Here is a 23,343-nt window from a genome sequence, read left to right as displayed (position 1 = left end):
GACACTGCGGGGACGGCGTTCCCAGCGGAAAGGTGTCTGCACATGCGCGCAATCGAGGTGGCCTCGTTCGGCGGTCCGGAGGTGCTGTCCCTCGCGGAGCTGCCCGAGCCCGTGGCCGGGCCGGGTCAGGTGGTGGTGGATGTGGCCGCGGCGGACGTCATCTTCCTGGACACCCTGCTGCGCGGCGGCTGGGGTCAGGACTTCTTCCCGCGGACCTTGCCGTACGTGCCGGGTGGCGGCGGGGCGGGCACCGTGGTGCAGGTGGGCGACGGCGTGGATCCGGCGTGGATCGGCCGGCGCGTGGCCGCACGCGCCGGCACCGGCTACGCCGAACGGATCGTCGCGGACGTCGAGGAGGTCGTACCGGTGCCGGACGGGCTGGACGTCGAGGCGGCCGCGGCGCTGGTGCACGACGGCGTCACCGCGTTGCGGTTCGACCGGCTGGGTGCGCCCGACAAGGGCGAGTGGGTGCTGGTCCTGGCGGCCGCCGGTGGAGCCGGGACACTGCTGGTGCAGCTGGCCGCCGACGCCGGAGCGCGGGTCGTGGCCGCCGCGTCCAGCGACGCCAAGCGCGCACTCGCCCGCGAGCTGGGCGCCGAGATCACCGTCGACTACACGCGCCCGGACTGGATCGGCCGGGTCCGTGCGGCCACCGGTGGCGGCGCCGCCCTGGTCTACGACGGGGCGGGTGGCGCGCTCGGCACCGCCGCCGTGGACGCGGTGGCCGACGGCGGCCGGTATGTCACCTACGGAACCGCCGAGGGCTTCGCCGCCCCGGACGCCACCGCCACCGCGCGCCGGGGCGTCCGGGTGTTCACGCCCCTGCGGGACGGCCGCCCCGACCGGACGACCGTGCGGGAGCTGCTCGGCCTGGTGCTGCACCGAGCGGCACAGGGACGGCTGCGACCGGCGGTCACCGCCACCTATCCGCTGGAGCGAGCCGCCGACGCCCACCGGGCGCTGGCCTCGCGGACGTCGGTCGGCAAGTCCCTGCTTCTGCTCGGCGGCTGAACGCCGGTGCTCAGCGACCGGCCCGGCGGGCGAAGAGCGTGGCGTCCTCCACGTCCATGGTCCGCTCGCCGCGGGTGATCGTGCGCGGGCGCTGCTCGGCGACGAGGACCTCGAAGTCCTCCGGCAGGCCGGGCAGCAGCTCCTCGGCGACGAACATCGCCTTGTGCTGGGCGGCGGTGAGGTGGGCGAACACCTCCGAGGGCGCGTGGCCGACGACGAGCAGGTGCCCGCCGGGCGCGACGGCGCCGGCCAGCCGGCGGGTCACCTCCACCATCCCGCCGTCCGGTGCGTGCAGGAAGTGGCTGGTGACCAGGTCGTAGGAGCGGCCGCCGGCCTCGAACGCCCGGGCGTCGACCTGCCACCAGTCGGTACGCTCGGCGACCCCGGCCTGCTCGGCGTGCCGGGCGGCGCGGGCCAGCCCGTTCGCGGAGAAGTCGGCGCCGGTCACCGTCCAGCCCCGGCGGGCCAGCCAGATCACGTCGCCGCCCTCGCCGCAGCCGACGTCGAGCGCGGTGCCCGGGGCCAGCCCGGACGCCTCCGCCACGAGCTGCGGGTTGGGGTCCCCGCTCCAGACCTTCTCCTCGCCCGAGTACCGCTCGTCCCAGCCTTCCGGCTCGAACATGCGGGCCGCTTCTTCCTCGGTGGTCTGGTGGCTGTGTTCGCTCATGCCACCAGCGTCCGCAATGCCGGGGAGGATGACAAACTATCTTGCCGTTCCGGCAACAGCGTCAGATCCAGTCGGTGTGCCGGGGCCAGGCGAGCAGGGTGTCGACCACCTCGGGCGACTCGTACGGCGACACCGCCGCCGTCCCCGTGTAGCGCCCCCGGTGGAACAGCAGCGGCGCACCGTCGCGGCACTCCCCCAGCGCCGTCACCCGGCCCACCACGATGGCGTGGTCGCCGCCCGGGTGAATCGCCTCCACCCGGCATTCCGCCCAGGTCAGCGCGTCCGTCAGGATGGGCGCGCCGGCCGGGGAGGGTGCCCAGGCGATCCCGGCGAACTTGTCGGCGCGCCGGGTGCCGAAGACGCGCGACACCTCGCGATGCTCGACGGCCAGCACGTTGATGCCGAACACGCCGGTGCCGCGGATGCGCCGCCAGGTGTCCGAGCCCGACTGGGGGCAGAACAGCACCAGCGGCGGATCCAGCGACAGCGGGACGAAGGCCTGACAGGCGAAGCCGGCCGGTCCGTCGCCGTCGGCCGTGGTGACGACGACGACGCCCGTGCAGAAGTGCCCGAACGCCCGGCGGAAGCGCGGGCCGTCCACCTCGGTCGTCACGGCGGGGAGGATCGTCACCGGGGCCTCAGTGCGCGCCGCGCAGGAAGCGGTGGCCCCAGACGCTGTGCGCGGTGGTCTGCCGGGCCACCCAGGTCCGGTCGTCCACGGTGCAGCCTCCGGTGCCGTACTCGATGTCGAAGCCGCTCGGCGTGCGCACGTAGAACGAGATCATCCGGTCGTTGGCGTGCCGGCCGAGCGTCGAGACGAGCGGCGCGCCGCGCTTGGCGCAGCGGTCCATCGCCAGGCCCACGTCGTCGATGGTCTCGGTCTCCACCATGAGGTGCACGAGACCGCTGGGTGCCGGCATCGGGGCGAGCGCGACGCTGTGGTGACGTGGACCGCAGCCGAGGAAGCGCATCCACAGCGGCTGGTCGCTGGGCGGCAGGCCGACGGTCTCGGGGACGAGCCGCATCGAGTCGCGCAGCCGGAAGCCGAGCACCTCGGTGTAGAACCGCAGGGCCGCCGCGTCGTCGCCGGCCGGCAGCACCACGTGGCCCATGCCCTGCTCGCCGGTGACGAACCTGGTCCCGTAGCGGCTCAGCGCGGGACGGTTGTCCAGCGCGGCGCCGCAGAAGAACTCGAGGCGGTTGCCGAACGGGTCGTCGGCGGCGACGAGCTGCGCCACCCGGCGGTCGGCGAGCTCGTCGGCGGCGGCCGGCTTGACCGCGGCGCCGGCCTCCTCCAGGACCGCGGTGAGCCGGCCCAGCGCCGCCGGGTCGGCGACCTCCCAGCCGGTGGCGGTCAGCCGGTCCCGCTCGCCGGGCACCACCACGATGCGCGCGGCCAGGTCGTCCATGCGCAGGTAGGCGCTGTCCGGGTCGGGACCGCGCCCCTCCACCATGCCGAGCACGCCGACGCCGAACTCCCGCCAGGCGCCCACGTCGGTGGCCTCGACGCGGAGGTATCCGAGCGATCGAATGAGACTCACGGTGTGTCACCTTCCAGGAAGTCGAACGCCAGGCGGTTGAACTCGTCGAACTTCTCCAGGTGCGCCCAGTGCCCGCAGCCGCCGAAGACGTGCAGCCGGGCCCGGCGGATCAGCTTGAGCGCCACCAGGGCGCCGTCCAGGGGGTTGACCCGGTCCTCGCGGCCCCACACCAGCAGCACCTCGTGGCGCAGCCGGTGCGCGTCGCGCCAGAGCAGTCCTTCGTCGACGTGATCGGCGAAGGAAGCGCCCATCGCGCGCATGGCGCGCATCGCCGCCGCGTCGGTGGCGGCCCGGAAGCGTTCGTCGACCAGCTCGTCGGTGACCAGCTTCGGATCGAAGACGAGGGTACGCAGGAAAGCGGCCATCTTCTCCCGGCTCGGACCGGCGCCGAACGAGGACAGCCGCCTGACACCCTCGGTCGGATCCGCGGCGAAGACGTTGAGGCTGAGCCCGCCCGGACCCATGAGCAGCAGTCGCCCGGCCCGGTGCGGGTGGTCGAGGGCGAACCGGACCGCCGTGCCGCCGCCCAGCGAGTTGCCGATCAGGTCGACCCGGTCGAGGCCGAGCTCGTCGAGCAGGCCGAGCAACGCGCCGGCGGAGGCGGTGAAGTACTGCCCGGTGATCGGTACGCCCACCGAGCCGCCGTAGCCCGGCTGGTCGACGGCGAGAGTGTCGTAGCGCTCCGCGAAGGCCGCAAGCGTCCGGGCGAAGTTGCTCCAGGCCGAGGCGCCGGGCCCGCCGCCGTGCAGCAGGACGACCGGCGCGGCGCCGGACGGGCCGGCGCGGTGGAAGTGCAGGCCCGCGGCCTGCGCGCTGCTGCCGGCGAAGTCGACGGAGACGCTGCTGGTCGTCATGGCCGCCTCACACCATCGCGTCCGTGATCGGCAGGCCGAACTCGCCGCGGCCGAAGAGCGACAGCGCCCGCTCGGGGTCGTTGATCGCGTGCACCCGGCCGGCGTGCGCGTCGCGCCAGAACCGCTGGATGGGGGTGCCGGTGGCCAGCGCCCGGCCGCCGGAGTTCTCGAACAGCCGGTCCACCGCGCCGATCGCCAGCTCGGTGCCGCGCACCTGGTCGCGGCGGGTGCGCAGGCGCAGCCGCATCGGCAGCTTGTCGCCGGCCGCGGCCAGCTCCATCAGCTCGGTGAGGTCGGCCTCCAGGGCCAGCCAGGCCGCGTCCAGGTCGGCGGCCGCGTTCGCGACCCGCACCTGCGAGTACGGATCCTCGGCGGCCTTCACCCCGACGTACGAGGCGCGCACCCGTTTCTGCAGGTAGCTGACGTGCGCGTGGTAAGCCCCGGTCGCCATGCCGATGATCGGGGTGGTGATGGCATAGGAGAAGATCGACGCGTACGGGATGCGGTAGAGCGGCGCGGTGTTCACCTGCTGGCCGGGGCACAGGCACCGGGCGGTGTCGTTGAAGCTGAGCGTGCGGTGCTCCGGGACGAAGGCGTCGGACACCACGATGTCGTTGCTGCCGGTGCCGCGCAGCCCGACGGTGTGCCAGACGTCCTCGATGGTGTAGTCGGTGGCGGGCAGCAGGAAGGTGCGGAAGTCGGCCGGGGTCCCGCCGTCGCCGGGCGGGATGATGCCGCCGAGCAGCGCCCAGCCGGCGTGGTCGCACCCGGAGGAGAAGCTCCACCGGCCGTTCACCAGGTAGCCGCCGCCGACCGCACGGATCGTGCCGGTCGGGGCGTAGGAGGAGGACATCCGGGTGCCCGGGTCGTCACCCCACACGTCGTGCTGGGCCTGCTCCGGGAAGAGGGCGAGCTGCCAGTTGTGCACGCCGATCACCGAGGCGACCCAGCCGGTGGACCCGCAGGCGGCGGCGAGCTCGCGCACGCCCCGCAGGAAGGTCAGCGGGTGTGCTTCGTACCCGCCGAACCGGGCCGGCTGCAGCAGCCGGAAGAAGCCGGTCTCGGCGAGCGCCTTGACGGTCTCGGCGGAGAGCGCCCGGCGGTCCTCCGTCTCCTGGGCCCGCTCGCGCAGGGCCGGCACCAGGTCGCGCACCGCGGTCAGCACCGCCGCGCCGGCGCTTGCCTCCATGGGATCCCTCCAGCGGGTTGGCCGACGAACTCGACGGTCCCTATACTAGAACACGTTCTACCTTGGCGGCCACCATCGGAAATGGGGTGCGGCTCATGCGCAACGGCGACGGGGCACGAACGATCGACGCCGGCGCGCCGCCGACGAGATTCGCCCGCGGCTGGCACTGCCTCGGGCTGGCCGACTCGTTCCGCGACGGCCGGCCGCACGCCGTCGAGGCGTTCGGCACGAAGCTGGTGGTGTTCGCCGACTCCGGCGGCGCGCTGCACGTCCTCGACGGATACTGCCGGCACATGGGCGGCGACCTCACCATGGGCACGATCAAGGGAGACACGGTCGCCTGCCCGTTCCACGACTGGCGCTGGCGCGGCGACGGCCGGTGCGACGCGGTGCCCTACGCCCACCGGGTGCCGATGCGTGCCCGCACCCGCTCCTGGACCACCCTGGAGGAGAACCGCCAGCTCTTCGTCTGGAACGACCCCCAGGGCGCCGCTCCCCCGCCGGAGGTCACCATCCCGCGCGTCGAGGGCGCGTTCTCCGCCGATTGGAGCCCCTGGACCTGGGACTCGATCCGCATCGACGGCGCCAACTGCCGCGAGGTCATCGACAACGTGGTCGACATGGCGCACTTCTTCTACATCCACTTCGCCTTCCCGACGTTCTTCAAGAACGTCCTGGAGGGCCACGTCGCCGCGCAGTACCTCACCACCCGGCCGCGGCCGGACGTGCCGATCGGGGCCAGCCAGTCCGGCGGCGGGGGGCTGCGCTCCGAGGCCGCCTACTACGGGCCCTCGTACATGATCGACAACCTGTACCTCGACTACCACGGAGTCGACGTCGAGTCCGTGCTGATCAACTGCCACTACCCGGTCACGGCCACCTCGTTCGTGCTGCAGTGGGGCCTGATCGTCAAGCGGCTGCCCGGCCTCAGCACCGCCCAGGCGCACAAGGCGGCGGCCAAGTTCGCCCGCAGCATCGGCGTCGGCTTCCAGCAGGACGTGGAGATCTGGAAGCACAAGAGCCGGATCGACAACCCGCTGCTGTGCGTCGAGGACGGCCCGGTCTACCAGCTGCGCCGCTGGTACGAGCAGTTCTACGTGGACGTCGAGGACGTCACCGAGGACATGGTGGCCCGCTACGAGTTCGAGGTCGACACCACCCGCGCGGTGCAGACCTGGGAGGCCGAGGTGGCCGAGAACCTGCGGCGCCAGGCCGAGTCGGCGGCGCAGTGACACCGGGGGCCGACACGCTCGCCGAGCGCCGGGCGTACCTGGAGGAGGGCCTGTCCGACATCGGCTGCGCGCGCTGCGGCGCCCTGGTGCGCGCCGGCAAGCGCAGCCCCCAGCAGACCAGCGTGCAGTGGACCGTCCGCGCCGCCGCCACGTGCGCCGTCCTCGCCGCGGCGCACGCCGCCGGGCGTCCGGCCGCACTGGTGCCGACCTGCCCCGATCTGCACGACACCATCGACCGGGCGGTCCGCGACGGCCGGCTGGAGGTGAGCTGATGGGCGAGACCCGTCCGGGCCTCCCGTTCCACCGGCTGCGGGTCGCCCGGGTCATCGCCGAGACCGCCGACGCGCGCTCGCTGGTGCTGTCGGTGCCGCCGGCGCTGGCCGCAGAGTTCGGCTACCGGCCCGGGCAATACCTGACCGTCCGGGTGCCCGGCGGCGGCGGCACCGTCGCCCGCTGCTACTCGCTGTCCAGCTCGCCGCACACCGACACCGACCTGAAGATCACGGTGAAGCGGGTCCGCGACGGGCAGGCCTCGAACTGGATCTGCGACCACGTCGAGCCGGGCGCCGAGCTCGACCTGACGCCGCCCGCGGGCGAGTTCACCCCGGCCTCGCTCGACGACGACCTGCTGCTGCTCGCCGGGGGCAGCGGCATCACCCCGGTGATGGCGATCATCAAGTCCGTGCTCGCCCAGGGGCGCGGACGGCTCGCGCTGGTCTACGCCAACCGCGACGCGGGCTCGGTCATCTTCGCCGGGGAGCTGGCGGCGCTGCGCGAACGGCACCCCGACCGGCTCACCGTGACGCACTGGCTGGACCACGAGCGCGGCGCTCCCCGCGGGGAGGACCTGGCGCCGCTGCTGCGTCCGTACGCGCGGAGGGAGGCCTTCGTGTGCGGCCCGGAACCGTTCGTCGTGGTGGCCCGGCAGGCCCTGGAGAGGGCCGGCGTGGCGCCGCAGCGGGTCCGGGTGGAACGCTTCGAGTCGATGCTGCCCACCACCCTGGACGCGACCGCCGAGGTGACGTTGGACGGGCAGACCCACCGGCTGGCGTGGCCCGCCGGCACCCGGCTGCTCGACGTGATCATGTCGGCCGGGCTCAACCCGCCGTTCTCCTGCCGCCAGGGCAACTGCGGCACCTGCGCCTGCCGCCTGGTCGACGGCGACGTCGAGCTGGTACGCAACGAGGTGCTCGAGGAGGAGGACTTCGCCGAGGGCTACATCCTGGCCTGCCAGGCGGTCGCGCGCACCGGCCGGGTCGCGGTCACCTACGACTGATCCGCCTCCCGGCGCAGCTGCACCGCGATGTCGATGAGCTGGTCCTCCTGGCCACCGACCAGGCGCCGCTCGCCGGCCCGGACCAGGATCTCGGCGCCCGGCACCCCGTAGCGCCGGGACAGGGCGAAGGCGTGGGTGAGGAAGCTGGAGTAGACCCCGGCGTAGCCCATGGTCAGCGACAGGCGGTCCAGCAGGCATTCCTGCGGCATGACCGGGCGGACCACGTCCTCGGCGGCGTCCACGACGGCGAAGAAGTCCACGCCGGTGCGGATGCCGAGCTTGTCGCAGACGCCGACGAACGCCTCCACCGGCGTGTTGCCGGCCCCGGCGCCGAAGCGCCGGGTGCTGCCGTCGATCTGCGCGGCGCCGGCCCGCACCGCCAGCACCGAGTTGGCCACGCCCAGACCCAGGTTCTCGTGGCCGTGGAAGCCGACCTGCGCGTCGTCGCCGAGCTCCGCGACGAGCGCGGCGACCCGGTCGGCCACCTGGTCCAGGACGAGCGCTCCCGCCGAGTCGACGACGTACACGCACTGGCAGCCCGCGTCGGCCATGATGCGGGCCTGCTTCGCCAGCGCCTCCGGCGGCTGCGAGTGGGCCATCATCAGGAAGCCGACGGTCTCCAGCCCCCGCTCGCGAGCCAGTCCGAAGTGCTGCACGGCGATGTCGGCCTCGGTGCAGTGGGTGGCGATCCGGCAGACGCCCGCGCCGTTGCCGGCGGCCACCCGGATGTCGTCGACGACCCCGACGCCGGGCAGCATCAGGAACGCGATCCTGGCGCGGGTGGCGGTCCGGACGGCCACCTCGATCAGCTCCTGCTCCGGCGTACGGCTGAGGCCGTAGGTGAACGACGAGCCGCCCAGCCCGTCGCCGTGCGCCACCTCGATCACCGGTACGCCGGCGGCGTCGAGCGCGGCGACCACCGAGGCGACCTCGGCGGCGGTGAACTGGTGGCGCTTGGCGTGCGAGCCGTCGCGGAGCGCCGAGTCGGTGATCCGGACGTCCAGGTCGGCGGAGAAGGGGCGCGGCGGCATGCGAGCTCCTAGGCGGGCACGGCGGCCCGGGCGAGCTCCTCGCCCACCCGGGTCGCGGCGGCGGTCATGATGTCGAGATTTCCGGCGTACGCCGGCAGGTGGTCACCGGCCCCGGCGATCTCGACGAAGATCCCCACCCGGCTGCGCCCGAGCGTCGCCGGCGACGGCGGGTCGAACTGCGGCTCGCTGAGCAACCGGTAGCCGGGCACGTAGCGGGCCACGTCGGCGGCCATCGCCACGACGGAGGCGGCCACCGCGCGCGCGTCGGCCTCCGGGTCGATCGCGCAGAACACCGTGTCCCGCATGATGAGCGGCGGCTCGGCCGGGTTGAGCACCACGATGGCCTTGCCCCGCGCCGCCCGGCCGACGACCTCCAGCGCCCGGCCGGTGGTCCGGGTGAACTCGTCGATGTTGGCCCGGGTGCCCGGCCCGGCCGACCGGGAGGCGACCGTCGCGACGATCTCGGCGTAGCCGACCGGGGTGACCCGGGAGACGGCGTGGACCATCGGGATGGTGGCCTGCCCGCCGCAGGTGATCAGGTTGAGGTTGGGCGCATCCAGGTGGGCACGCAGGTTGACCTCCGGCACCACCAGCGGACCGACGGCCGCCGGAGTGAGGTCGACGGCCCGGATGCCGGCCCGCGCGTAGCGGGGTGCGTGGGCCCGGTGCACCGCCGCCGAGGTGGCCTCGAAGACCAGGTCGGGCAGCGGGTCCTGGGCCAGCAGCCAGTCCACGCCGCCCGCGCTGCTCGCCAGGCCCAGCTCGGCGGCGCGGCGCAGGCCCGGGCTGTCCGGATCGACGCCCACCATCCAGCGCGGCTCGATCAGCGGTGACCTCCGCAGCTTGTACAGCAGGTCGGTGCCGATGTTGCCGGACCCGACGATGGCGGCCGTCAGCTCAACCATGCGACTCCTCCTCGAAGGACAGGCGGACCTCGCCCAGGCCGGTGAAGACCGCCCGGAACTCGTCGCCGGGGTGGACGTCCACCGCCCGGGCGCAGGCGCCGGGCAGCACGAGGTGGCCCGCGCGCAGCCGGACGCCGAAGCCGGCGACCGTGCGCGCCAGCCAGGCCACCGCCGTCACCGGGTTGCCCAGCACGGCGTCCGAGCGCCCCCGGGCCACCGGCTCGTCGCCGCGGTAGAGAACGGCGTCGATGGCGCGCGGGTCGACCGCGGCGGGGGGCACCCGGGCCGCGCCGACGACGAAGCCGGCCGAGGACGCGTTGTCGGCGATGGTGTCGGCCAGGCTGATCTTCCAGTCCCGGATGCGGCTGTCGATCAGCTCGATGGACGGGGCGAACGCCGCGGTGGCGGCCAGCACGTCGTCCTCGGTGCAGTCTGCGGGCAGGTCGGCGCCGAGCAGGAACGCCACCTCGATCTCGACGCGCGGACAGCAGTATCGCGACGCCCGCGCCGGCTCGTCCTCGGACAGTCGCATGCTTTCCAGCAGGTGACCGTAGTCCGGCTCGTCGACGCCCATCATGGCCTGCATGGCCTCCGACGACAGGCCGACCTTGTGCCCCACCACGGCCTCGCCGCGGCGGCGCACGTTGTGCAGCTGGATGGCGTACGCCTCGGCCGCCGTCAGGTCCGGGCGCTCGAGCACCAGCGGCGGTATCGGCGCGCGGTCCCGCTCGGCCGCGTGCAGCCGGTCGGCCAGCGCCGCCCGCTCAGTCTCGGTGAGCATGCACCCCTCCCCGGTCCTCGGCCGTCGCGCTCCGGCCGGCCCGGCGGCCGGAGAAGACGCAGTCGGCCAGCGACAGCCCGCTGACGTAGCTGCGCGAGCAGACGCCGACCGCGGTGCGGCCGGCCGCGTACAACCCGGGCACGCCGCTGCCGTCCGGCCGCAGCACCTGCCCGGTCTGCTCGTCGACCCGCAGGCCGCCGAGGGTGAGCATGGGCGCCGGCACGGCGATCCGCGGCCGGATCGAGACGTCGATCAACGAGTACGGCGCCCGGCGCAGCGGCCGGACGGCCTCGCTCGGCTTGCCGGCGGGATCGGGCCGGCCGGCGTCGGCGGCGGCGTGGTACTCCCGCACCGTGGCGGCCAGCCCGGCGGCGTCCACGCCCGCGCGCCGGGCCACCTGCGCGAGCGACCGCCCGCGGACCCGGCCGACGGTGAGCAGCCACCACGCCGGGAACCGCTGGAACCACGAGGCCTGCCGGCGCACCTGGCGGCGGGCCTCGGCGAGCAGCGCCGCGTCGGCCAGCAGCCAGGCCCGCCGGTCCGGGCAGCGCAGCACGGCGTCGCCGATCGCCGCGCCGTAGCGCGACTCGTCGCAGACCCGCCGCCCGTCGCGGTCCACCAGCAGGCCGCCGGCCAGCGCCGACGGGGGCGTGAGGAAGCGCCAGACGCTGACCCGGTCCAGGTGGCCGGTGGCGGCGCCGACCCCGGTGCCCAGCCGGATGCCGGAGCCGTCGTCGCCGGGTGTGCCCAGCCGCAGGCCGCCCCGGTGGCCGGGGGCGTGCTCGCGCAGCATCTCCCGGTCGAAGACGAAGCCGCCCGCGGCGAGCACGACGCCGCGCCGGGCGCCGATCCGCAGGGTACGGCCGTAGCGGCGCTCCAGCCCGGCCACCGGCCGGTGCAGCGCGCGGCCGAGAGCCGGCAGGTAGATGCCGGGCTTGACCGACCACCGGTGCAGGATCCGATGACCGGACCGGGCCCAGGCCGGTGCGCCGTGCAGGGTGCGGCACTCGACGCCGACCACCGCGCCGTCCATGGTGACGAGCCGGTGCGCGCGGGCCTGGACGCGGACCTCGGCGCCGGCCGCCCGGGCCGCCGTGGCGAGGCGGGCGTACAGCAGCCGGCCGGAGGCCCCGCGGGCGTGCGTGCGGTGCCCGCGCGGCGCCGGCGCGGCGACCTGGGCGAAGGAGAGCTCGCTGCCGGAGTGGTAGAGGAAGTGGCGATCGGTCGGATAGGACGTCTTGTGCGGGCAGAGGGAGGCGTCGAAGGGCACGCCGCGCTCCTCCAGCCAGGCGAGCATCGCGGCGCTCTGCTCGCAGAACCGGCGCAGGGTGGCCGCCGAGACGGCGTCGCCCACCTCCTCGCGCAGGTAGCCGGTCATGGCCTGCACGGTGTCCGCGACACCGGCCCGGGCCTGCTGCCGGGTGCCTCCGCCGGCGTAGACCACGCCGCCGGAGATCGCGGTCGCGCCGCCGCCGGTGAAGCGGTCCAGGACCAGCACCCGGGCACCCGCCCCGGCCGCCTCGACGGCGGCGCAGGCCCCGGCCGCGCCGAACCCCACGACCACCACATCGGCCGCCTCGTGCCACGCCTCGGTCATGGGCAGATGTCCCTGTCTCGATGGCTTCTCCGCGCCGATAACTATAACCTGTTCTAGTGTCGATGCCGGTGGAGGAACATGACGTCGTCGTGGTCGGTTGCGGCGCGGCGGGCATGACGGCGGCGCTCACCGCGGCGCACCGCGGGCTGAGCGTCGTCGTGGTGGAGAAGGCCGACGTGTACGGCGGCTCCGCCGCCCGCTCCGGCGGCGCCCTGTGGCTGCCCGGCAACGCGGTGCTGCGCCGGGCCGGGATCGCCGACGACGCCGAGGCCACCCGGAAGTACCTGGCCCACGTCGCCGGGCCCGAGGTGCCGTCGTCGCGCCGGGAGGCGTTTCTCGCGCACGGCCCGGCCATGCTGGAGGTGGTCCGGGAGCACACCCCGCTCACGTTCGCCTGGGTGCCCGGCTACCCCGACTACTACCCCGAGGCACCCGGCGGCCTGCCCGGCGGCCGGACCATCGAGCCGCGGCCGCTGGACACCCGCCGGCTCGGGTCCGGGGTGGACCGGCTCGCCCCGCCGTACCGGGCCGCGCCGGCCGGCGTCGCCGTGACCGCGGCGGACTACCGGTGGCTGTCGCTCGGCACCCACCCGCGGGCGGTCCTGACGGCGGCGCGGCTCGCCGCCGGCGGCCTGAGCTCCCGGCTGCGGCACCGGCGCCGGCTCACCATGGGCCAGGCCCTCGCCGCGGGGCTGCGGGCCGGTCTCCGCACGGCCGGCGTCCCGGTCCGGCTCGGCACGCCGCTGACGGACCTGATCGTCGAGGACGGCCGGGTCGCCGGGATCCACGCCGGGCCTCCCGGACGGACGGTGCGGTGGCACGCCCGCCGGGGCGTGGTGCTCGCCAGCGGCGGGTTCGAGCACAACGAGCGGATGCGCCGGCGCCACCAGCCGGTCGGCGCGGACTGGACGACCGGCGCGCCCGGCAACACCGGCGACGGCATCGAGGCGGGCCGCCGCCTCGGCGCCGCGCTCGACCTGATGGACGAGGCGTGGTGGGGACCGTCGCTGCCGCTGACCGGCGGCCCGTACTTCTGCCTCGCCGAGCGCAACCTGCCGCACAGCCTGCTGGTGGACGCCGCGGGCCGGCGGTTCGTCAACGAGTCGGCGCCCTACGTGGACGCCGTGCACGCCATGCTCGCCGCGCCGGGGCACGTGCCCGCGTGGCTGGTCACCGACCAGACGTACCGCGACCGCTATCTCTTCGCCGGGCACGGCCCGCGCAGGTCGCTGCCGCGGCGCTGGTTCGCCGCCGGAGTGGCGCACCGCGCCCGCACCCTGGACGAGCTGGCCACCCGCATCGGCGTCGCGCCCGGCGCGCTGGCCGCGACCGTGCACCGGTTCAACGAGTTCGCCGCCCGCGGCCACGACGACGACTTCGCTCGCGGCGACTCCGCCTACGACCGCTACTACGGCGACCCGCGCAACCGGCCGAACCCGTGCCTGGGCCCGGTCCGCAAGCCGCCCTTCTACGCCTTCCGGGTCGTCCCCGGCGACCTGGGCACCAAGGGCGGGCTCCGCACCGACGAGCGGGCCCGGGTGCTGCGCGAGGACGGCACCCCCGTCCCCGGCCTGTACGCGGCGGGCAACGCGAGCGCCTCGGTCATGGGCCGCAGCTACGCCGGAGCCGGCGCCACCCTCGGACCGGCCATGACCTTCGGCTACCTCGCCGCCCTCGACCTCGCCGCCCTCGACCTCGCCGCGGGAGCGGGTAGAGTCCCGCCATGATCGTGGATGTCCCATGCCGCTGACCAACCCGTGGCTGTCCGGGGCCTCGCCCAGCGGACGGATGGACCGGGAGCGGCTGGAGGAGCGGATCCTCAACCTGCTGTCGTCGCAGAACATGTGCGTACTCGCCACCGCAGGACGGCAGGGGCCGCTGGCCACCCCGGTGCGGTACTACCCGCTCGGCTTCGCGGTGATGTTCACGGCCGCGCCGCGCTCGCCCAAGATGCGCAACATCGCCGCCGACCCGCGGGTGTCGGTCGGCATCTTCGCCCCGCTGGTGGGGCTGGCCAGCAGCCGCGGCGCCCAGCTGTTCGGCACCGCCCGGGTGCTGAGCGCCGGCCACCCGGACCGCGCCCACTACTGGCCGGCGTTCCGGTGGGAGAACGAGCACGTCGAACGCGGCCGCTCCGTGTCCGAGCCGCCCGACGACACGCTCGTGGTCGTCGAGGCGGACCGCATCGTCTACACCGAGCACTGGCTCCGGCGCGAGAACCTCGCTCCCCGCCAGTTCTGGCGGCGCAGCGAGCAACCCGACGAATGATCCGGCTCGACGCCGGTCGGGCGGATCGCGGTCACAGGTCCTTGGCCATGTTCCGGCCGGTCTCGGTGAAGCCCAGCTGCTCGTAGAGGGCCCGGGCGCCGGCGTTGTGGGCGAAGACGTGCAGACCGATCCTGCTGAGCGCGTTGTCGTGGCACCAGCGCTCGGCGGCCAGCATGATGGCGCGGCCGTAGCCCTGGCGGCGTACGTCGGGTTCGACGGCGACGTTGTAGACGAACGCGGTGTCGTGGGTGACCTTGACCCAGAGGAAGCCGACCCGGCGGTCGCCATCGTAGGCGTACCAGAAGTGGTGGTCAGGGGTGGCGGACTCGTCGGGCAACAGCTGCGCGTAGGTGTCGGCGGCGGTGCGGGCCGCGTCCTGCGCCGACCGGCCCGACGCCGCGACGCTCCGCGCGTAGTGGGCCTCGGCCGCGGCCCGCCACGGCTTGTACTGATCTTCCGTCATCGGCTCCAGCCGTACGTCCGTCATGACCGACAACCTAGCGAGCCGCAGGCGCCGGGAACGACCGGCGCCTAGCCGCCCGCGAGGACCAGGCCGCTGGTGGGCACCCCCGTCCCGGCCGTGACCAGCACCGGGCCGTCGCCCGGGACCTGGTTGACCGCGGTGCCGCGGACCTGCCGGACGGCCTCCGCGATGCCGTTCATGCCGTGGATGTACGCCTCCCCCAGCTGCCCGCCGTGCGGGTTGACCGGCAGCCGCCCGCCCAGCTCGATGCCGCCGCCGGCGACCAGGTGGCGGGCCTCGCCACGGCCGCAGAACCCGAGCTCCTCCAGCTGCATCAGCACGTACGGCGTGAAGTGGTCGTAGAGCACCGCCGTGCGGACGTCCGCCGGGGCGTACCCGGACTGCTGCCACAGCTGGCGGGCCACCACGCCCATCTCGGGCAGCGCGGCGACCTCGTCGCGGTAGTAGCTCGTCATCACGTACTGGTCCGGGCCGCTGCCCTGGGCCGCCGCGCACACCACCGCGGGCGGCTGGCGCAGGTCGCGGGCGCGCTCGGCGGAGGTGACCACCAGCGCGACCGCGCCGTCGCTCTCCTGGCAGCAGTCCAGCAGCCGCAGCGGGTCGGCGATCCAGCGCGACGCCCGGTGGTCCTCCAACGTGATCGGGCGGCCGTGGAACCAGGCGTGCGGGTTGGTGGCGGCGTGCCGGCGGGCCGCCACCGCGACCCGGCCGAAGTCGTCCGTGGTGGCGCCGTAGTCGTGCAGGTAGCGGCGGGCCACCATGGCGACCATCGCCGCCGGGGTGGCCAGACCCATCGGGTGGTGCCAGCTCGCGTCGACGTCCGCGGAGGTGGCGCCCGTCTGCGCGTGGGCCCGCCCGAAGCGGCGGCCGGAGCGTTCGTTGAGCGCCCGGTAGCAGACCACCACGTCGGCCAGGCCGGCCGCCACGGCGAGCACGGCCTGCTGGACGACCGCGCACGCCGCTCCCCCGCCGTACGCGATGCGACCCAGGAAGGTGAGCTCGCCGGCGCCGAGCTCGCGCGCGACGGCGACCTCGGCGCTGCCGTCCATGGTGAACGTCACCATGCCCTGCACGTCGCCGGGCGAGAGGCCGGCGTCGTCGAGGGCCGCGCGGACCGCCTCGACGGCCAGCCGCAGTTCGCTGCGGCCGGAGTCCTTGGAGAACTCGGTGGCGCCGATGCCGGCGATCGCGGCGGTCCGGGCGATCACGGCGCCACCCGCACCGTCGCGGCGACGTGCTCGCCCGCCGCCGTACGGCCGCTGACCGTGACCACCCGCTCGCCGCCGGCGCCGTCGCGGGCCCGGCCGGTGAAGGCGAGGGTGTCGTAGGCGTGGCACGGCGCGCCGAGCCGGATCGCCATGCCGCGCAGGGTGGCCCGCGGGCCGGCCCAGTCGGTGACGTAGCGCTGCACCAGCCCGGCGGTGGTCAGGATGTTGAGGAAGATGTCCTTGCCGCCGCGCCGCACCGCCGCGTCGCGGTCGTGGTGGACGTCCTGGAAGTCGCGGGTCGCCAGGGCCGTGCTGATCACGACGGTGGGGGTCACCGCCAGCTCCCAGGGTGGCAGCGGGGTTCCCGCCGGGGTGTCGAGGCGCCACGCCGGCAGCGTCACCTCGTCGTCGAGGCGGACGAACTCCACCCGTACCGGCGCGCCGATGCGGATCTGGTCCGGGTCCGCGCCGCGCAGCTCGCCCACCATCCGTACGCCCTCCGCCAGATCGACCAGCGCGACGACCACGGGCAGCCGCCGGCCCGGCAGCGGCGGGTGGCGGTGCACCACGTAGCTGTGGATGCGGCCGGCGCCGGACGCGACGGCGTACTCCGGCTTGGTGGCGCCGCAGCGCGGGCACGCCGGACCGGGCGGATGACGCAGCGCGCCGCACTCGCCGCAGCGCTGCACCCGGAGCTCGCCGGCGGCAGTGCCGGCCCAGAAGAACGCGGTGTCCGGGCCGATCGCCGGCCGCAGCGCGGCGCCCGGGCCGGCGGCCGGCGCGGCGGTGCCCGGCCGGAACTTGAGCACCCGGAAGCGCATGGTCGCCACCGGCTCGGCGGCCACGGACCAGGTGCTCTCGGTGGTGACGAACCAGCCCTCGCCGAGCGCGGTGCGCTTCGGCCCGGTCACGCCGACCAGGCGGCTGCGGACGGCGACCCGCTCACCCTCGCGCAGGTAGCGCGCGTACGTCTGCTCGCAATTGGTCGCCACGACCGAGGTGAAGCCGGCCGCGTCGAGCACCGCGGACATGTCCCGCAGCGGGTCGGCCGCCCCGGACGCGGCCGGGCGCAGCCCGGGCATCGTCCACACCTGCACCATCGCCGGCGGCGCCAGGCCGTCGCGCTCGTAGACCGGGTTGGTGTCGCCGATCGCCTCCAGCCAGCCGCGGATCCCCGGAAGGTTCACCGGGTCGCGGGCCGGCCGCGGCGGCGACTCGCCCGCCTCGGCGATGCGGCGTGCGGCGGCGCTGATCGTCTCGTCCACGGCGTACCCCACCTACCTCGGCACCCGGGGCAGCCCGAGGCCCGCGGACGCGATCAGTTCCCGCTGGATCTCGTTGACCCCGCCGCCGAAGGTCAGCACCAGGTTGCGCTTGGCCTGCAGGTCCAGCCAGGACATCAGCGCGGCGGTCGCGGGGTCGTCCGGGTCGCCGTGGCGGCCGACGAGCTGCTCGAGCTCGTGGCCGACGCGCAGCACCCACTCGGAGGAGAAGACCTTGGTGGCCGAGGCGTCCGCCACGGCCGGCTCGCCGCCGGCGACCTGCCAGTTGAGCAGCTCGTTGAGCCGCAGGCAGGCGTACGCCCGGCCGAGCGCGCGGCGCACGTCGGGCTCGTCGCGCAGTCCCGGGCGCGCCTGCACCCAGTCCCGCACCCGGGTGTGGAAGGCCGCCAGCCGCCCGGCCGGGCCCAGCATCACCCGCTCGTGGTTGAGCTGGGTGGTCAGCAGCCGCCAGCCGCCGTTCTCCGGGCCGACCCGCATCGCGGCCGGCACGCGGACGTCGCTCAGGTACACCGCGTTCACGTGGTGCGCCCCGTCGCAGGTGATGATCGGCGTCCAGGAGTACCCCGGGTCGCGGGTGTCGACGACGAGGACGGACAGGCCCTTGTGCCTCGGCGCGTCCGGGTCGGTCCGGCAGGCGAGCCACAGGTAGTCGGCGTCGTGCGCGCCCGTGGTGAACGTCTTCTGGCCGTCGACCACGTAGGCGTCGCCGTCGCGGACCGCCCGGGTGCGCAGCGCGGCGAGGTCGGTGCCCGCCTCCGGCTCGGTGTAGCCGATCGCGAAGTGCAGCTCGCCCGCGAGGATGCGCGGCAGGAAGAAGTCCTTCTGCTCGGGCGTCCCGTACGCGAGCAGGGTCGGCGCCACGGTCTGCAGGGTGACCGCCGGCAGCGGGACGTCCGCGCGAGCCGCCTCGTTGCCCAGGATCTGCTGCTCCACCGGGCCGTGACCGGCACCTCCGTAGCGGGTGGGGAAGCCGAGGCCGAGCCAGCCGTCGCGGCCCAGCCGGGCGACGACCTCCCGGTGGACCGGTCCGTGCCGGTCGTGGCGCAGCGCGGCGCGCTGCTCCGGCGAGAGCAGGTCTTGCAGGTACGCCCGCAGCCGGTCGCGCAGCGCCCGCTGGTCCTCAGACAGGTCGATGAACAACGCGCCCTCCCAGCCGGTGCAGGCAGTGCTCGGCGCCGCCGAGGCGGCGGGCCAGGTCGCGCAGCAGGGCGCCGTAGCGGTGCAGCGGGTAGTCGGCGGCCAGGCCCAGGCCGCCGTGCAGGTGGTGGCAGGAGCGCAGGGCCGCGAGCGCCTCGCTGGTCAGCCAGTACGCGGCGATCCACAGGTCGTCGTCCGCCCGCGCGTCGTCGTCGCCGCGCTGGGCGTCCAGTCCCCAGCAGGCGGCCAGCACGGCGAGGTGCAGCGTGCGCGAGGTGACGTACACGTCGGCGATCTGCTGGGCGACGGCCTGGAAGGTGGCGAGCGGGCGGCCGAACTGCTGGCGGTCGCGCACGTGGCCGGCGGTCAACCGCAACGCCCCGGCGAGCGCGCCGTCCCCCGCCGCGCAGGCCGCGGCGACGGCACACCGGTGCAGGTCGGCGACGCACCGCCCGCCGGGGGCGAGGGGCTCCGCGGCCACCGCGTCCATCCGTACGGTGAACTCGGCGCAGCCGGACGACGTGGCCGTGCGGCGCAGGGTGACGCCGGGGGCGGCCGGATCGACCAGGGCGACCGCGAGGCCGCCGGTCTCCCGGGTGACCGGCACGAGGATGCGGTGGGCCTGCTCGGCGTCGGGCACGCCGGTCTTCGTGCCGGTGACGGTCCACCGCGCGGACGCCGTGGTGCGCGGGCCGGCCGGCAGCGGATCGCCCGGCTCGGCCAGGGCCGCGGTCAGGATCCGGCCCCCGCCCACCCCGGCCAGCAGGTCGCGCTGCCGGTCGGGATCCGCCCAGCGGACCACCGGCAGCACGCCGGGGCCGAGGGTGGACAGCGCCGGGATCGCCACGCCGCGGCGGGCGATCTCGGTGATGACCAAGGCGTTCTCCAGGAGCCCCAGCCCCGCGCCACCGAGGCGCTCCGGCACGGCGAGGGTGAGCAGGCCCGCCTCGCCCAGGGCCTTCCCGAGGCGGTCCGGGGTCCCGGCGCCGTCGTCCAGCACCTCGCCGGCGAGCCGCACGATCGCCTCCTGCGCCTCGTCGAGCTCGAAGTCGGGACCCATTCCAGGATTAGAACACGTTTCAGTATTCACTCGCCAGATACCTACGTCGACGATCGCCGCGCACACGTTGGTACCCTGGTAGATCCCACAACACGGCCCTTCGGCCGTGATCGAGTTCGCGGGGAAGGCAAGGATGGCAGCGTCGAGAACGAATACCAGTAACGGCGCCGGCCGCAGCGCGCTCGCCGGCGCGGACGCGCAGCAGGGCTCCGCCGCCCAGCGGGACCGGCGCCGCCGGATCCTCGAGGCGACCCTCGCACTGGCCTCCAAGGGTGGCTACGACGCCGTCCAGATGCGCACCGTCGCGGAGCGGGCGGAGGTGGCGCTCGGCACGCTGTACCGCTACTTCCCCTCCAAGATCCATCTCCTGGTCTCGGCCCTGGTGCTGGAGTTCGAGATGATCCAGGAGAAGCTGAACCGCAAGCCCATCCCCGGCGACACCCCGCACGAGCGGACCCTGCACGTGCTCGGCCGGATGACCCGGGTGATGCAGCGCGAGCCGCTGCTCACCGAGGCGATGACGCGCGCGTTCATGTTCGCCGACCCGTCGGCCAGCGCCGAGGTCAACGCCGTCGCCCGGCTCATGGAGGAGATGCTCACCAACGCCATGCACGACGGCGAGCCGACCCCGGACGACCGGGCCAAGGCCCGCGTGATCGGCGACGTGTGGCTGTCCAACCTGGTGGCCTGGGTGACCCGGCGGGCCTCGGCCAACGACGTGGTCAACCACCTGGAGCTCGCCACCCGCCTGCTGCTGCAGTGACACGCACCGCGGCACCGGGATGCCCTCCCGGTGCCGCCGGTCCGCCAGTCCGCCCGTCTGCCCGTCTGCCCGTCTGCTCGCCCGCTCGGTCAGCCGAGCAGAGCTGTCAGCTTCGCCAGCGACTGCTGCGCCGCGGTGCCGGCCTGCTTCTCGAGCATCCCCGCCATGGGTCCGGCCAGTGCGGGGCCGGCGAACTCCATCTCGTACGTGATCTGCGACCCGCTCCCGGACGGCTCGATCGCCATCCGGCTCTTGGCCTTGACGCCCATCGGGCCGTCCCCGGACTGTTCGAGCCGCTCCCCCACCGCCGCGCCCGTCACCCGCCAGGACATCTCCGCGGGCATGCCCATCAGCTTCACCTTCTGCCGGTAGGTCGTGCCCGTGTCGAGCGTCGGCGGCACCTCACCGGCGAAGCCCTCGTGCATCGTGTTCCACTCGGCGACCCGCGGAAGGTCCACCAGCAACTGCCAGACCTTCTGCGGTTCGGCCGCGGCACCGGCCGAGACACTGACCTTGGGCATCGCGCTCCTCCTTGCGGCTGATCCCACAGAACTAGAACAGGTTATAGCAATGTGACGAGCTTCACTAGTTTCATTCATGAATAAGGCTCGTTGCCGGAGTAGAACCAGGTTCTGTCCGGAGAACGGTGGAGGCGTGCGGTGACCGAGAACAATGCCGGTGGGCGGGAGCACTCCCCGTCGGCCGCCTGGCACCAGGACGCGATCGCACCCCGCGCCACCCGCAACCTGCGCGCCGTCGACGGCCGCACCGATCCGGCCGGCCCGGCCCGGCTGCACCGCCGGCGCCACGCCGTCAGCGAGCTCGGCGACGCACTGCGCACCCTGGTCGAGCTCTCCGCGGCCACCGAGGCCCCGGTCGACGACCTCGCCCGCGCGACCGAGAGCGTCCGGGCGGCCGCGGCCCTGCTCGGCGGCCGCCTCCGCGACCGCTCGACCCCGCCGAGCACCGACGACCTGCTCGACGGCGTCCGGATGTACAACCCGGTGACCGGCAGCGGCAGCGCCCTGGCCCCACCTCTGCACATCGAACAGGCCGGCGACCTCACCGTCGGCACCTGCACCCTGGGCCTGGCCTTCGAGGGGCCGCCCAGCTACGCCCACGGCGGCGTGAGCGCGCTCCTGCTCGACCAGCTCCTCGGATACGCGGTGAGCGCCTCCGGACACCCCGGCATGACGGTGCGGCTCGACACCTCGTACCGGGCGCCGGTCCCCCTGCAGACTCCCCTGCGCCTGACCGCCCGGGTGACCACGATCGACGGACGCCGGGTGACCGCCTCCGGGTCCATCGCCACCGCCGCCGAGCCGGACGCCGTCCTGGTCGCCGCCACCGGCACCTTCGTCGCCCTCAGCGCCGACCAGGCCCGCCGCCTCTTCGGCGCGATCTGGGACTCCGGCTCCCGCGCCGGCTGAGGGATATCACCGCTACCCCTCTCGCACCCCTCAGCTACCGGCACCCTGGACGTTCACCTGGCAGGCCACGGACGGCACGTCACTCTCCTTCACCCTCCGGGATCAGGCCGGAAACCTCGGTTTCCTCGCCGGCCAGTACATCGTCGACGACCAGAAGCCCGTCAACCAGCACATCGGCTACCAGTGGTCCCACAACGCGCCGCTGGACGTCGCCCCGACCGGCGGAATCGTCGGCGGCAACGGTGACCTGCCGGCCGAGGTCACCGACGAGTCCCCACCGACCCGCATCGAATGGTGGGTGGACGGCACCTTGCGCACCACCGGACCCCTCCGGTTCTCCATGACGTCCATCAACCCGGCCCACCGATCGGCTACCGTCGTGCTGCGCGTCCAGGACGCCGCCGGGCACGCCGCCACGGCGTCTCTGCCGATCACCATCGACAACATCGCACCGGCCGCAACGATCACGAGGGCGCCGAAGAACGGAACCACGCTCACCAGGGTGACCGAGGTCGCCGGCACGGCCGCCGACCGCAATGGCGTCGCCAAGGTGCAAAAGTTCACCGTCCAGCTGCGCGCGTACGACAGCGCAGGCGACACCCGCACCTCGGCCGCGCGAACCTACCGCCGCTGACCAACTGAGTCCTGCGTTCGGCGAGGTGCGCACCTCGGCCTCGCGGCGCCTCACGCGGGTGCGAGCCGTCGCGGCGATGGGCGCACCCGCAGGCCGGCGACCAGTCCGCCGGTCACCACCAGCACTCCGGCCACCTGCAGCGGCCGCGGCACCACGCCGTCGACCGCGGCCAGCGTGAGCAGCGCGAACACCGGCACCAGACCCACGAACACCCCGGCGCGCTCGATGCCCAGGCCGTTGACCCCGGTGTACCAGGCCACGAACGCCAGCACGGTCAGCACCAGGCCCAGGAAGAGCAGGCCGCCGGCCTCGGCGGCGGTGGGCGTCCGCGGCACCTCACCGGTGGCGGCCATCCCCAGGACCAGCATCGGTACGGCCAGCGCGGTGCTCCACGCCGACACCCGTACGGCGCCGAGGCGGGGCAGCAGCGGCGCGGCGAACAGCGAGAACGACGCCTCGGCGACGAGCAGCCCGAGTGCGCCGACGATGCCGGACGCGTCCGCCGAGCCGCCGCCCTGGACCAGCGCCGCGCCGGCGACCACCGTGCCCGCGGCGGCGACCAGCCGCAACGCCGGCCGGCGACCCTCCTGCAGCGGGCCGATGAGGGCGAGCAGCAGCGGGCTGCCGCCGACGATCGTGCCGACGACGGCCGGGTCGGCGTGACGCAGCGCGAACAGCAGCAGCAGATTGAACCCGACCAGCCCGGTCGCGGCGACGGCGGCCAGCCGGACGAAGTCACGGGCGGTCGGGCGTACGCGGGTGCGGCCGGCCGCGACGACGGCGAACAGCGCCAGGGCGGCGACGCCGTACCGCAGCGCCTGGCCGGACAACGGTGGGTAGGACAGGATCTCGCGGCTGACCGTGAAGGAGCCGCCGAGGATCGCCGAGGTGGTGACGCACATGGCCACGTAGCGGTTGATCACGGCCATACCCTAGGGCGGCGGTGGTCCACGCTACAGTGCCAATCCGGGCTCCAATGGGAGGACCAATTG

Annotated in this window: 26 protein-coding genes and 1 pseudogene; 9 read left to right on the top strand and 18 right to left on the bottom strand. The window is 74.5% G+C overall.

Annotated elements, in window-relative coordinates:
- Positions 1–42 precede the first annotated feature (42 nt).
- Entirely contained in the window at positions 43–1,011 is a 969-nt protein-coding gene (locus tag IEY99_RS23910; protein ID WP_189206302.1) for a zinc-binding dehydrogenase, read from the top strand.
- 10 nt (positions 1,012–1,021) lie between these two features.
- Here IEY99_RS23910 and IEY99_RS23905 read toward each other — a convergent pair whose 3' ends face one another.
- The 5 genes from IEY99_RS23905 to hsaA form a co-directional block, all read right to left on the bottom strand.
- A complete protein-coding gene (locus IEY99_RS23905; RefSeq protein ID WP_189206301.1) occupies positions 1,022–1,678 on the bottom strand; it encodes a class I SAM-dependent methyltransferase in 657 nt (218 codons plus the stop codon).
- Positions 1,679–1,739: 61 nt separating this feature from the next.
- A complete protein-coding gene (gene hsaB, locus IEY99_RS23900; protein WP_189206529.1) occupies positions 1,740–2,291 on the bottom strand; it encodes a 3-hydroxy-9,10-secoandrosta-1,3,5(10)-triene-9,17-dione monooxygenase reductase subunit in 552 nt (183 codons plus the stop codon).
- A 25-nt stretch (positions 2,292–2,316) separates the two neighbouring features.
- Positions 2,317–3,219, bottom strand: coding sequence for an iron-dependent extradiol dioxygenase HsaC (gene hsaC / locus IEY99_RS23895; RefSeq protein ID WP_189206300.1), 903 nt, complete (start codon positions 3,217–3,219; stop codon positions 2,317–2,319).
- Positions 3,216–4,073 (bottom strand): 4,5:9,10-diseco-3-hydroxy-5,9,17-trioxoandrosta-1(10),2-diene-4-oate hydrolase, encoded by an 858-nt coding sequence (hsaD, locus tag IEY99_RS23890; RefSeq protein WP_189206299.1) that lies wholly within the window; start codon positions 4,071–4,073, stop codon positions 3,216–3,218. Before hsaD ends, hsaC begins: the two co-directional genes overlap by 4 nt.
- Before the next feature lie 7 nt (positions 4,074–4,080).
- Complete coding sequence (hsaA, locus tag IEY99_RS23885) at positions 4,081–5,262, bottom strand: 3-hydroxy-9,10-secoandrosta-1,3,5(10)-triene-9,17-dione monooxygenase oxygenase subunit (RefSeq protein ID WP_189206298.1); 1,182 nt, start codon at positions 5,260–5,262, stop codon at positions 4,081–4,083.
- 95 nt (positions 5,263–5,357) lie between these two features.
- On the opposite strand from hsaA, the gene IEY99_RS23880 reads away from it, so the two are divergent.
- Genes IEY99_RS23880 through IEY99_RS23870 form a run of 3 tightly spaced genes read left to right on the top strand, consistent with a single transcriptional unit; the run spans position 5,358 to position 7,770 of the window.
- The gene (locus tag IEY99_RS23880; RefSeq protein ID WP_189206297.1) at positions 5,358–6,494 is read left to right on the top strand and encodes a 3-ketosteroid-9-alpha-monooxygenase, oxygenase component; all 1,137 of its coding nucleotides are present in this window, start codon (positions 5,358–5,360) and stop codon (positions 6,492–6,494) included.
- Positions 6,491–6,766, top strand: a complete 276-nt coding sequence (locus IEY99_RS23875; protein WP_189206296.1) for a hypothetical protein — start codon at positions 6,491–6,493, stop codon at positions 6,764–6,766. The genes IEY99_RS23880 and IEY99_RS23875 overlap by 4 nt, the downstream gene beginning before the upstream one ends.
- A complete protein-coding gene (locus IEY99_RS23870; RefSeq protein ID WP_189206295.1) occupies positions 6,766–7,770 on the top strand; it encodes a ferredoxin--NADP reductase in 1,005 nt (334 codons plus the stop codon). Before IEY99_RS23875 ends, IEY99_RS23870 begins: the two co-directional genes overlap by 1 nt.
- Here the strand turns inward: IEY99_RS23870 and dmpG are convergent.
- From dmpG to IEY99_RS23850, 4 genes are read right to left on the bottom strand one after another with little or no spacing between them, the layout of a single operon-like run.
- On the bottom strand, positions 7,761–8,801 hold the full coding sequence (gene dmpG, locus IEY99_RS23865) for a 4-hydroxy-2-oxovalerate aldolase (RefSeq protein WP_189206294.1): 1,041 nt from the start codon (positions 8,799–8,801) through the stop codon (positions 7,761–7,763). The genes IEY99_RS23870 and dmpG overlap by 10 nt on opposite strands.
- 8 nt (positions 8,802–8,809) lie before the next feature.
- Positions 8,810–9,706, bottom strand: a complete 897-nt coding sequence (locus IEY99_RS23860; protein ID WP_189206293.1) for an acetaldehyde dehydrogenase (acetylating) — start codon at positions 9,704–9,706, stop codon at positions 8,810–8,812.
- Entirely contained in the window at positions 9,699–10,487 is a 789-nt protein-coding gene (locus tag IEY99_RS23855) for a 2-keto-4-pentenoate hydratase (protein WP_189206292.1), read from the bottom strand. The genes IEY99_RS23860 and IEY99_RS23855 overlap by 8 nt, the downstream gene beginning before the upstream one ends.
- Positions 10,471–12,084, bottom strand: coding sequence for an FAD-binding protein (locus IEY99_RS23850; RefSeq protein WP_189206291.1), 1,614 nt, complete (start codon positions 12,082–12,084; stop codon positions 10,471–10,473). The genes IEY99_RS23855 and IEY99_RS23850 overlap by 17 nt, the downstream gene beginning before the upstream one ends.
- Positions 12,085–12,146: 62 nt before the next feature.
- Between IEY99_RS23850 and kstD the strand changes: the two genes are divergently transcribed.
- Both kstD and IEY99_RS23840 read left to right on the top strand, forming a co-directional pair.
- Complete coding sequence (gene kstD / locus IEY99_RS23845) at positions 12,147–13,811, top strand: 3-oxosteroid 1-dehydrogenase (RefSeq protein WP_373293434.1); 1,665 nt, start codon at positions 12,147–12,149, stop codon at positions 13,809–13,811.
- Positions 13,812–13,824: 13 nt separating this feature from the next.
- A complete protein-coding gene (locus IEY99_RS23840) occupies positions 13,825–14,352 on the top strand; it encodes a pyridoxamine 5'-phosphate oxidase family protein (RefSeq protein WP_189206289.1) in 528 nt (175 codons plus the stop codon).
- 31 nt (positions 14,353–14,383) lie between these two features.
- Here IEY99_RS23840 and IEY99_RS23835 read toward each other — a convergent pair whose 3' ends face one another.
- From IEY99_RS23835 to IEY99_RS23815, 6 genes and pseudogenes are all read right to left on the bottom strand, one after another.
- The gene (locus tag IEY99_RS23835; protein ID WP_189206288.1) at positions 14,384–14,839 is read right to left on the bottom strand and encodes a GNAT family N-acetyltransferase; all 456 of its coding nucleotides are present in this window, start codon (positions 14,837–14,839) and stop codon (positions 14,384–14,386) included.
- A 44-nt stretch (positions 14,840–14,883) separates the two neighbouring features.
- Entirely contained in the window at positions 14,884–16,044 is a 1,161-nt protein-coding gene (locus IEY99_RS23830) for a lipid-transfer protein (protein ID WP_189206287.1), read from the bottom strand.
- Complete coding sequence (locus IEY99_RS34470; RefSeq protein ID WP_373293433.1) at positions 16,041–16,439, bottom strand: hotdog family protein; 399 nt, start codon at positions 16,437–16,439, stop codon at positions 16,041–16,043. The genes IEY99_RS23830 and IEY99_RS34470 overlap by 4 nt, the downstream gene beginning before the upstream one ends.
- Positions 16,422–17,309: pseudogene (locus tag IEY99_RS23825) on the bottom strand (bifunctional MaoC family dehydratase N-terminal/OB-fold nucleic acid binding domain-containing protein); the annotation flags it as partial. The gene IEY99_RS34470 and the pseudogene IEY99_RS23825, both read right to left, overlap by 18 nt.
- 12 nt (positions 17,310–17,321) lie before the next feature.
- Positions 17,322–18,467 carry an acyl-CoA dehydrogenase family protein gene (locus IEY99_RS23820; protein WP_189206285.1) on the bottom strand — a complete coding sequence of 382 codons (1,146 nt, stop codon included), beginning with the start codon at positions 18,465–18,467 and terminating at the stop codon, positions 17,322–17,324.
- Positions 18,448–19,524, bottom strand: coding sequence for an acyl-CoA dehydrogenase family protein (locus tag IEY99_RS23815; protein WP_189206284.1), 1,077 nt, complete (start codon positions 19,522–19,524; stop codon positions 18,448–18,450). Before IEY99_RS23815 ends, IEY99_RS23820 begins: the two co-directional genes overlap by 20 nt.
- 133 nt (positions 19,525–19,657) lie before the next feature.
- Between IEY99_RS23815 and kstR the strand changes: the two genes are divergently transcribed.
- Positions 19,658–20,287, top strand: a complete 630-nt coding sequence (kstR, locus tag IEY99_RS23810) for a cholesterol catabolism transcriptional regulator KstR (RefSeq protein WP_189206283.1) — start codon at positions 19,658–19,660, stop codon at positions 20,285–20,287.
- 89 nt (positions 20,288–20,376) lie between these two features.
- On the opposite strand, the gene IEY99_RS23805 is transcribed toward kstR, so the two are convergent.
- Positions 20,377–20,808 (bottom strand): type II toxin-antitoxin system Rv0910 family toxin, encoded by a 432-nt coding sequence (locus IEY99_RS23805; protein ID WP_189206282.1) that lies wholly within the window; start codon positions 20,806–20,808, stop codon positions 20,377–20,379.
- 225 nt (positions 20,809–21,033) lie between these two features.
- Between IEY99_RS23805 and IEY99_RS23800 the strand changes: the two genes are divergently transcribed.
- On the top strand, positions 21,034–21,717 hold the full coding sequence (locus tag IEY99_RS23800; protein WP_229799226.1) for a PaaI family thioesterase: 684 nt from the start codon (positions 21,034–21,036) through the stop codon (positions 21,715–21,717).
- 177 nt (positions 21,718–21,894) lie between these two features.
- On the opposite strand, the gene IEY99_RS23795 is transcribed toward IEY99_RS23800, so the two are convergent.
- Positions 21,895–22,215, bottom strand: coding sequence for a hypothetical protein (locus IEY99_RS23795; protein WP_189206281.1), 321 nt, complete (start codon positions 22,213–22,215; stop codon positions 21,895–21,897).
- 4 nt (positions 22,216–22,219) lie between these two features.
- Between IEY99_RS23795 and IEY99_RS34980 the strand changes: the two genes are divergently transcribed.
- Positions 22,220–22,351, top strand: a complete 132-nt coding sequence (locus tag IEY99_RS34980) for a hypothetical protein (RefSeq protein ID WP_268245145.1) — start codon at positions 22,220–22,222, stop codon at positions 22,349–22,351.
- Positions 22,352–22,401: 50 nt separating this feature from the next.
- Here IEY99_RS34980 and IEY99_RS23790 read toward each other — a convergent pair whose 3' ends face one another.
- Positions 22,402–23,274: a DMT family transporter gene (locus IEY99_RS23790; protein ID WP_189206280.1), complete on the bottom strand. Its 873-nt coding sequence runs from the start codon at positions 23,272–23,274 to the stop codon at positions 22,402–22,404.
- Positions 23,275–23,343 lie beyond the last annotated feature (69 nt).

The sequence above is a fragment of the Couchioplanes azureus genome (assembly GCF_014648355.1).
GTDB lineage: Bacteria > Actinomycetota > Actinomycetes > Mycobacteriales > Micromonosporaceae > Actinoplanes > Actinoplanes azureus.
The sequence above is the reverse complement of the archived record's forward strand: the minus strand, read 5'-3'. Positions and strand labels throughout refer to the sequence as shown.

Excerpts from the sequence above, each read along its gene's own strand:
- hsaD (WP_189206299.1), bottom strand. The coding sequence starts at position 4,073 with ATGACGACCAGCAGCGTCTCCGTCGACTTCGCCGGCAGCAGCGCGCAG.
- kstD (WP_373293434.1), top strand. The coding sequence starts at position 12,147 with ATGCCGGTGGAGGAACATGACGTCGTCGTGGTCGGTTGCGGCGCGGCG.
- IEY99_RS23835 (WP_189206288.1), bottom strand. The coding sequence starts at position 14,839 with ATGACGGACGTACGGCTGGAGCCGATGACGGAAGATCAGTACAAGCCG.
- dmpG (WP_189206294.1), bottom strand. The coding sequence starts at position 8,801 with ATGCCGCCGCGCCCCTTCTCCGCCGACCTGGACGTCCGGATCACCGAC.
- IEY99_RS23840 (WP_189206289.1), top strand. The coding sequence starts at position 13,825 with ATGCCGCTGACCAACCCGTGGCTGTCCGGGGCCTCGCCCAGCGGACGG.
- IEY99_RS23905 (WP_189206301.1), bottom strand. The coding sequence starts at position 1,678 with ATGAGCGAACACAGCCACCAGACCACCGAGGAAGAAGCGGCCCGCATG.
- IEY99_RS23910 (WP_189206302.1), top strand. The coding sequence starts at position 43 with ATGCGCGCAATCGAGGTGGCCTCGTTCGGCGGTCCGGAGGTGCTGTCC.
- IEY99_RS23815 (WP_189206284.1), bottom strand. The coding sequence starts at position 19,524 with ATGGGTCCCGACTTCGAGCTCGACGAGGCGCAGGAGGCGATCGTGCGG.
- IEY99_RS23870 (WP_189206295.1), top strand. The coding sequence starts at position 6,766 with ATGGGCGAGACCCGTCCGGGCCTCCCGTTCCACCGGCTGCGGGTCGCC.
- IEY99_RS23860 (WP_189206293.1), bottom strand. The coding sequence starts at position 9,706 with ATGGTTGAGCTGACGGCCGCCATCGTCGGGTCCGGCAACATCGGCACC.
- IEY99_RS23855 (WP_189206292.1), bottom strand. The coding sequence starts at position 10,487 with ATGCTCACCGAGACTGAGCGGGCGGCGCTGGCCGACCGGCTGCACGCG.
- IEY99_RS23805 (WP_189206282.1), bottom strand. The coding sequence starts at position 20,808 with ATGCCCAAGGTCAGTGTCTCGGCCGGTGCCGCGGCCGAACCGCAGAAG.
- kstR (WP_189206283.1), top strand. The coding sequence starts at position 19,658 with ATGGCAGCGTCGAGAACGAATACCAGTAACGGCGCCGGCCGCAGCGCG.
- hsaA (WP_189206298.1), bottom strand. The coding sequence starts at position 5,262 with ATGGAGGCAAGCGCCGGCGCGGCGGTGCTGACCGCGGTGCGCGACCTG.
- IEY99_RS23880 (WP_189206297.1), top strand. The coding sequence starts at position 5,358 with ATGCGCAACGGCGACGGGGCACGAACGATCGACGCCGGCGCGCCGCCG.
- IEY99_RS23850 (WP_189206291.1), bottom strand. The coding sequence starts at position 12,084 with ATGACCGAGGCGTGGCACGAGGCGGCCGATGTGGTGGTCGTGGGGTTC.